The sequence below is a fragment of the Marinobacter sp. SS8-8 genome (assembly GCF_030540945.1).
Taxonomy (GTDB): Bacteria; Pseudomonadota; Gammaproteobacteria; order Pseudomonadales; family Oleiphilaceae; genus Marinobacter.
Window position 1 is genome coordinate 149,155 of the sequence record NZ_JASSVN010000011.1, and the last position, 7,402, is coordinate 156,556.

6 protein-coding genes and 1 tRNA gene are annotated in these 7,402 nt (G+C 59.3%); 6 read left to right on the forward strand and 1 reads right to left on the reverse strand.

Annotated elements, in window-relative coordinates:
- Window positions 1-78: 78 nt before the first annotated feature.
- Window positions 79-285: a bacterioferritin-associated ferredoxin gene (locus QPL96_RS12650; protein WP_303287727.1), complete on the reverse strand. Its 207-nt coding sequence runs from the start codon at window positions 283-285 to the stop codon at window positions 79-81.
- 203 nt (window positions 286-488) lie between these two features.
- On the opposite strand from QPL96_RS12650, the gene QPL96_RS12655 reads away from it, so the two are divergent.
- The 6 genes from QPL96_RS12655 to QPL96_RS12680 all read left to right on the forward strand — a co-directional run bounded on the left by QPL96_RS12655 (window position 489) and on the right by QPL96_RS12680 (window position 7,037).
- Window positions 489-1,031: a YaeQ family protein gene (locus QPL96_RS12655; RefSeq protein WP_303287728.1), complete on the forward strand. Its 543-nt coding sequence runs from the start codon at window positions 489-491 to the stop codon at window positions 1,029-1,031.
- A 168-nt stretch (window positions 1,032-1,199) separates the two neighbouring features.
- Window positions 1,200-2,384: a thiamine pyrophosphate-dependent dehydrogenase E1 component subunit alpha gene (locus QPL96_RS12660; RefSeq protein ID WP_303287729.1), complete on the forward strand. Its 1,185-nt coding sequence runs from the start codon at window positions 1,200-1,202 to the stop codon at window positions 2,382-2,384.
- 1 nt (window position 2,385) lies between these two features.
- Window positions 2,386-3,363 (forward strand): alpha-ketoacid dehydrogenase subunit beta, encoded by a 978-nt coding sequence (locus QPL96_RS12665; protein WP_303287730.1) that lies wholly within the window; start codon window positions 2,386-2,388, stop codon window positions 3,361-3,363.
- A gap of 26 nt (window positions 3,364-3,389) precedes the next feature.
- Window positions 3,390-5,003: a dihydrolipoyllysine-residue acetyltransferase gene (locus QPL96_RS12670; RefSeq protein ID WP_303287731.1), complete on the forward strand. Its 1,614-nt coding sequence runs from the start codon at window positions 3,390-3,392 to the stop codon at window positions 5,001-5,003.
- Between the two features lie 9 nt (window positions 5,004-5,012).
- A complete protein-coding gene (locus QPL96_RS12675) occupies window positions 5,013-6,842 on the forward strand; it encodes a protein kinase (protein WP_303287732.1) in 1,830 nt (609 codons plus the stop codon).
- A 118-nt stretch (window positions 6,843-6,960) separates the two neighbouring features.
- A tRNA-Arg gene (locus tag QPL96_RS12680) sits at window positions 6,961-7,037 on the forward strand.
- Window positions 7,038-7,402: the final 365 nt, after the last annotated feature.

A 7,402-nucleotide genomic window follows, 5' to 3' on the forward strand; every position in this document is an offset into this window, starting at 1 on the left:
CTGATGGCTGGATGTATCCGCCTTTTAGGATAGCCCCTTATCGGACAAGAGAAAAATAAAGTCAGACAATCAGGGAACTCAGGCCGGCTGGGCGAGCATGCTGGCCATTGCCAGGTAATCAGGAGAGCGGCTCTGCCGCAGTATTTCACGCGCGGTGCAGGCGCAGCGCCCGCACTGGGTACCGACACCCAGTTCCTTGCCAAGCTGACGCATGGAAGAAACACCATTATCGGCGGCTTCGCGAATTTCCCGGTCGGTTACACCGTGGCAAAGGCATACGTACATAATCGTGACTCACCAATGACAATGAAGGCTAGTGATAATTATTGTCATTAGCATCCCAGATTGCAACCCCATTGGCTTAATTTTATGCAATGGCTTGTTGCTTCGGAAAACACCTACGGCAATCGAAACTACGATATGTGCTCACACTCACCGACGGAAAATTGCATTACACTAGCCTAAACCGATATCAATGCAGGAAGCTCATGGCGCTCAAAGCAACCATCTTCAAGGCAACCCTCAACATCGCCGATATGGACCGGCACTATTATGCCGACCACCACCTGACCATCGCCCGGCACCCGTCGGAAACCGACGAGCGGATGATGATCCGGCTGCTCGCGTTTGTCCTGAATGCCAGCGAACGCCTCGAATTTACCCGAGGCCTCAGCACCGACGACGAGCCGGAGCTCTGGCAAAGGAGCCTGAGCGGTGAAATCGAACTCTGGGTCGAACTGGGCCTGCCGGACGAAAGCCGCCTGCGCAAAGCCTGCAACCGGGCGGACCGGGTAATTCTGTACACCTACGGCGGCCGCGCAGTGCCCCTGTGGTGGGAGAAACATCAGGGCAAACTGACCCGCTTCAACAACCTCACCATCATCAACCTGCCGCCGGAAGGCACCGAGCCACTTGCCGACCTGGCGGCACGCAGCATGAATCTGCAGTGCACCATCCAGGACGGAACCGTGAATATCGGCAACGAGGAAACCCTTGTCAGCCTGACACCTGAACCACTGCACCCCGATTAAAAAATCTGCGCTCCGGACCTACCAGAGAATCGCAGTTTACGTTAAGGTAAACTCTAGCCGACAGTGACGTGGGCCACACCAGGCCCGCTCAGCTTGGCTATACTAAAACCAACGACACCCTCACAAGGGGTGTTTTGCTCCTCAGGCCACCACCCCAGGAAGAGGATTATGACAACAACAAAAGCCAAAGTTGTTTACTCCCCGGTCTTTACCGACGGTGCGGAATTCCGTATTCCCACCTTCAAGTTACTGAAGCAGGACGGCTCCCTTTATAAGGGCGCCAAAGCACCTGATCTGGATAAAGAAAAGGCCCTGCGCATTTATCGTGCGATGGTCACCACCCGAATTCTCGATGAGCGCATGCTCGCCGCCCAACGCCAGGGGCGACTGAGTTTCTACATGCAGTGCACCGGCGAGGAAGCCGCCGTGATCGGCAGTACCGCAGCGCTGGATGATGGCGACATGATCATGGCGCAGTATCGGGAACAGGGTTCCCTGGTCTATCGCGGCTTCACCATCGACGAATTCATGAACCAGCTGTTCGGCAACGAACTGGACTATGGCAAAGGTCGCCAGATGCCCGTTCACTATGGTTCCAGCAAGCTGAACTACATGACCATCTCATCGCCTCTGGCCACTCAGATTCCCCAGGCCACCGGTTATGCCTACGCCCAGAAACTGGCCGGCGAAGGCCACTGCACCATCACGTATTTCGGCGAAGGTGCCGCGTCGGAAGGCGACTTCCACGCTGCCCTGAACATGGCCACCGTTCTTCGCGTCCCGGTGATTTTCCTGTGCCGTAACAACGGCTACGCCATTTCCACCCCATCCACCGAGCAGTTCGCCGCCGACGGTGTGGCACCCCGGGCCTATGGCTACAAGATGGATGTAATCCGTGTCGACGGCAATGACATCCTGGCCGTCCACGAGGCCACCAAAGCCGCACGCCGCCTGGCGGTGGAGCACAACCGTCCGGTATTGATCGAAGCCATGACCTATCGCCTGGCCGCACACTCATCTTCCGATGACCCGTCCGGCTACCGCAGCAAGGACGAGGAAGCCGTATGGCGTGACAAAGACCCGATCCTGCGGATGCGTCTCTGGCTTGAGGGCAGGAAATGGTGGAGCGAAGACGACGAGAAACAGCTGCAGGAGACCATGCGCCGCGAGGTCCTCGAAACCATGAAGCGCGCGCAGAAACGGCCACCACCAGCGCTTGACACCCTGGTGAGCGATGTCTACGACGAGGTGCCGCCGGCCCTGGCTGAACAGTTCGACAAGCTCAAAGCGCACATCCGCCGGCATCCAGGCGAGTATCCAAAGAGCGCAGAGCACGCTAAGGGAGGGGCCTGAGATGACCAAGATGAATATGCTCCAGGCCATCAACAACGCCCTCGACACCGCCATGGCCGCCGACGAGCGGGTACTGTGTTTCGGCGAGGATGTAGGTGTCTTCGGTGGGGTTTTCCGGGCCACCAGCAACCTGCAACAGAAATATGGCAAGGCCCGCTGCTTCAACACGCCGCTGGTGGAACAAGGCATTATCGGCTTCGCCAATGGTCTGGCGGCGCAAGGTTCCGTGCCAATAGCCGAGATACAGTTTGCCGACTACATCTTCCCGGCCTTTGACCAGATCGTTAACGAGTCGGCCAAGTTCCGGTACCGCTCCGGCAACCTGTTCAACGTGGGCGGGCTGACCATTCGCGCGCCCTACGGCGGCGGGATTGCCGGTGGGCTCTATCACTCGCAGTCACCGGAAGCGTATTTCGCCCACACACCAGGCCTGAAAATTGTAGTGCCGCGCAACCCCCATCAAGCCAAGGGCCTGCTGCTGGGGGCGATCCACGACCCCAACCCAACCCTGTTCTTCGAGCCCAAACGGCTCTACCGAGCCTCCGTGGGCGACGTGCCGGAAGAAGACTACCGGCTGCCGCTGGGCGAAGCCGAGGTTCTCAAGGAAGGCACGGATGTTACCGTGCTGGGCTGGGGCGCACAGATGGAAGTGATTGAACAGGCCGTCGAGAAGGCGGAGAAAGAAGGTATTTCCTGTGAAGTCATCGATCTGAGAACCATCCTGCCGTGGGATGTGGAAACCGTCGCCAACTCAGTGTTCAAAACCGGGCGTCTGGTGGTTACCCACGAAGCCCCCCTGACCGGCGGTTTCGCCGGCGAAATCGCGGCGACGATACAGGAGCGTTGCTTCCTGTACCTGGAGTCCCCGATCACTCGGGTGACCGGGATGGACACTCCCTTCCCGCTGGTGCTGGAAAAAGAGCACCTGCCCAATCACCTGAAGGTCTGTGAGGCCATCAGGTCGAGCGTGGAATTCTAGGTTGATATCAGGACAGGAGAGCAATCATGAGTGATTTTATACTGCCCGATATCGGCGAAGGTATCGTGGAGTGCGAACTGGTCAAATGGCTGGTCAGCGAAGGGGACATCATCGAAGAGGACCAGCCGGTCGCCGAGGTGATGACCGACAAGGCTCTGGTGGAAATTCCGGCGCCGTACAAGGGCCGGGTGACCCGCCTGTACTACAAGGAAGGCGACATCGCAAAGGTTCACGCTCCGCTGTTCGAACTGGTGGAAGAAGGTGGCGACGGTGGACAGACTGCGGAGCCTCAGACAAAGCCCGACGAAGCCGAGACCACGTTCAGCGAATCCCCCGCAGCACAGGAACCGCCCGACACCAACAGCGCAACTGCTGACGACATTACCGAGGACTTTATCCTGCCAGATATCGGCGAAGGCATCGTTGAATGTGAAGTGGTGGAATGGCGCGTGGCCGAAGGTGACGAAATTGAGGAAGACCAGCCAGTGGTCGATGTCATGACCGACAAGGCCCTGGTGGAGATTACCGCGCCCAAGGCCGGCCGCGTCACCAAACTATACCATCAGCGGCAGGCCATGGCCCGGGTGCATTCCCCGCTGTTCGCGTTTATTCCCCGTGAGCGCGAAGAGCCCGCCAGGGCAAAACCCGATTCAGGGACCGCACCGGCTCCAGAATCGGCGCCGGCCACCACCAAGCCCGTTGCAACCGGCGCACGGCAGCGCATTCCCGCCAGCCCTGCCGTGCGCCGCCTGGTGCGGGAACACGACCTGAACCTGACGGACATCGCCGGTTCCGGCAAGGACGGCCGGGTACTGAAGGCCGATGTACTGGCGCACCTCGACAAGCCCGCCGCGCCGGGCCAGGGCCAGGAAGGCACAGGCGACTCGCAGCCTGAGAGTTCAGTCCGTGAACCTCGGACGCCGGATCGTGAGCAGGAAGTACGGATCGAGCCGATCAGGGGCATGAAAGCGGCGATGGCCCGCAGCATGGTGGCGTCGGCAACCACCATCCCTCACTTTATCTACAGCGAAGACATGGACGTTACTGACCTGCTGAAACTGCGGGAACAGCTCAAACCGGAAGCCGAAGCCCGGAGCGCGCGGCTGACCCTGATGCCCTTCTTCATGAAGGCCATGGCCCTCGCGGTCCAGGAATTTCCGGTACTCAACAGCCGACTCAACGAAAGCGTCACGGAGATTCACTACCTGCCCCAGTGCAATATCGGCATGGCTGTGGATAGTAAAGCCGGGTTGATCGTCCCTAATGTCAAAGACGTTGAAAGCCTCACCCTGCTGGGCATTGCCGATGAAGTGGCCCGCCTGACTGAGGCTGCCCGTTCGGGCCGGGTCAGCCAGGACGACCTCAAAGGCGGCACCATCACCATCTCCAACATTGGCGCGCTGGGCGGCACCTATGCCTCGCCCATCATCAATCCACCCGAAGTGGCCATTGTGGCGCTGGGCCGCACCCAGAAACTACCGCGTTTTGACAGCAATGGTCAGGTGGTGGAACGGGCCATCATGACCGTAAGCTGGGCGGGCGACCACCGCATCATCGATGGCGGCACCATTGCGCGCTTCTGCAATCGCTGGAAAGGCTACCTGGAATCGCCGCAATCGATGCTCTTGCATCTGCGCTGACGGGGTATCATGGCGCAGAAAACGCAACTGCAACAGTTCTACATACCGGAAGAGCAGTCGATCTACCTGCTCAGCCATGACGATGCCAAGAAGCTCAAGGACTGGGTGGCGCTGTGCGCCGCCCAGCTCCGCCAACTGGGTTACCAGGACATTGAACTGATCGGCAAGGGCGCCTACGGCTTCGTGTTCGCAGGTCGCCTGCCTCGCCAGGGCGATAGCGGCCCTGAGCACGTTTTCAAGTTTACCCGCATCAATCTGCCCCAACACCTGCAGGACCGTCTGGAGGATGAAGCCTACATACTCGAGCAGGTACACCACCCGAGGGTGCCCCGGCTGATCGCCTATCAAAGGGCGCACAACCAGCCAATCCTGGTGATGGAACGGGCCGCCGGCCTTAACCTGGAGGAGGTCTCCCTGCGCGAGGGCTGCCTCAAACCACGAGTGGTGATGCGAATTGCCGACCAGCTTGCGGACATCCTGCGCAACCTGCGCCGGGAGAACGGCCCCGCCGGACGGCCCATCGTGCATGGTGACATCAAGCCGTCAAACCTGGTATTCGACGCCAGCACCGAAAACATCGCCCTGATCGACTGGGGCTCCTCGGTGTTCGCCCAGCTCGACGCCAACCAGCAGTTCCTCGCTACCAATGTCATGGAACTGATGTCCGACAACCTGCAGCAGACCAACGCGCGACTGGGGGATGTCTACTTCATAGGCGAGGAGCAGCTTAACGGCGGCCTGTCGTCTCCCCGTTTCGATGAACAGGGTGTTGCAGGAACCCTCTACGCGCTGGCCTCCGGCCAATCGTGCCGGTTCGGGCACCAGGCGATTCCCGCCAGCTCCCTGGGGCTGCCCATGGAGTTCGCCCGCATGCTCGACGGCATGCTGGCCCCGGACCCGGAGACTCGCCTGCGGGCCGGTGACTACTATCTGAACGAAATGTCAAGAATGGCGCGCACGGTGATGGTTGACTTGCCGGAGCCCCCGGCAATCCCACTGGTACCGGTCTGGACACGGCCCTCGGACCACGAGATTGACACCGTGGTGTACAGCTCCCGAAAATCCTTCCTTCGGCAGGAAGGCGCCCCGGAAACCCTCAACGATGTTAACGACGTGCAGCTGGACCGCTACTACAAGAACTTCATGCAAGGCATGGGTGAAACGGAAAAGGCATTCCTCGCCGCCGTCAGCCGTCTGGGACGATACCCTGTCGAGGGGGGGCTGGCCGTGCGCTGGGAGACCGATGGTGTCTACATCGATACCTCGCTGAATCTGCACGCCCCCAACCTCAAGACCGCCTTCATCAGGGCCGTCAACAATATGGTCTACCTGGCCCAGGCCATCTATCGGCAGGGTGTCTTCAAAAGCTGCCTGTTCAACGCCCGCAACACCCTGCACATCGACCGCGCCGAACCGGATCAGCCGTTCCTGACCGAACCCGGCATGCAACTGCGCTACGAGGTCAGTGCAGCGCCGGAAGTTGAAGATGAATCACGGGTGCATTCCTATTTCGAGGACGGCCCGGACCCGGAGGAATTCCTGGTGCTGCCCCAAGCCATCATCACCGCGCTGGAGTCCCTGAACGATATCCACCACACCGGAATGATTATCTTCGAAGCCCTGCCCCGCCACCTCAAGATCCACAGCCACTATCGGCTGCTGGCCCCGGACCGGGAGCGCGAGTTTTCCCGCCTGCTCGACGAGATCCTCTCCGCCGTGGACCAGATCACTGGGCTAGGTGTCTCCGGCTTCATGAAAATGCCCTACAAGGACACCCGATTCTTCCCCCACATCGAACATCTGCCCGAACGCTACTACCCAAGAAACCCCAGAGCGTAGGCCGTTTCCGCCTGAACGTTATAACTGGCCAAACCGGCGGCAACAGGACTAGACAGGACACTCCATCACACGTAAGATTGCGCACTCGAAATTGACGCGAAGGCGTTAATTACGACACCCGCCCGTAGCTCAGCTGGATAGAGCGCCGCCCTCCGGAGGCGGAGGTCAGAGGTTCGAATCCTCTCGGGCGGGCCACTTAAGCACTTAAATCAACAAGTTACCACTCTAGAAACTCCTCTCTCGATTTCTGTCGCCATTCCAGCATTGCGAAAACTGACCTCAGGTTTTTGACCCTTACACGTCTAAGAAAAATGCACTGTTTTTCACTTATTTTTGTGTCTGTGCCCAAACGGTGCCCTTATAGTGCCCAGCATTTTTGAACAGATAGATAGGCCCCAAACTACATGACCTTTGCCCAGTTCTAGCAGAAACGAGCCTGGGTTGATGTTGCAAGATGCGCAAACGCAAAAGATCGAGCGCGGACGCCAGGTTCGGGTTGATAGCACGGTCACGGAGGCACCGGTTCACGCGCCGACGGACAGCAGCCTGCTCTGGGATGC

What these genes read in the sequence shown, in the direction of transcription:
- QPL96_RS12675 (WP_303287732.1), top strand. Translation starts at nt 5,013, where the DNA reads ATGGCGCAGAAAACGCAACTGCAACAGTTCTACATACCGGAAGAGCAG.
- QPL96_RS12670 (WP_303287731.1), top strand. Translation starts at nt 3,390, where the DNA reads ATGAGTGATTTTATACTGCCCGATATCGGCGAAGGTATCGTGGAGTGC.
- QPL96_RS12665 (WP_303287730.1), top strand. Translation starts at nt 2,386, where the DNA reads ATGACCAAGATGAATATGCTCCAGGCCATCAACAACGCCCTCGACACC.
- QPL96_RS12655 (WP_303287728.1), top strand. Translation starts at nt 489, where the DNA reads ATGGCGCTCAAAGCAACCATCTTCAAGGCAACCCTCAACATCGCCGAT.
- QPL96_RS12660 (WP_303287729.1), top strand. Translation starts at nt 1,200, where the DNA reads ATGACAACAACAAAAGCCAAAGTTGTTTACTCCCCGGTCTTTACCGAC.
- QPL96_RS12650 (WP_303287727.1), bottom strand. Translation starts at nt 285, where the DNA reads ATGTACGTATGCCTTTGCCACGGTGTAACCGACCGGGAAATTCGCGAA.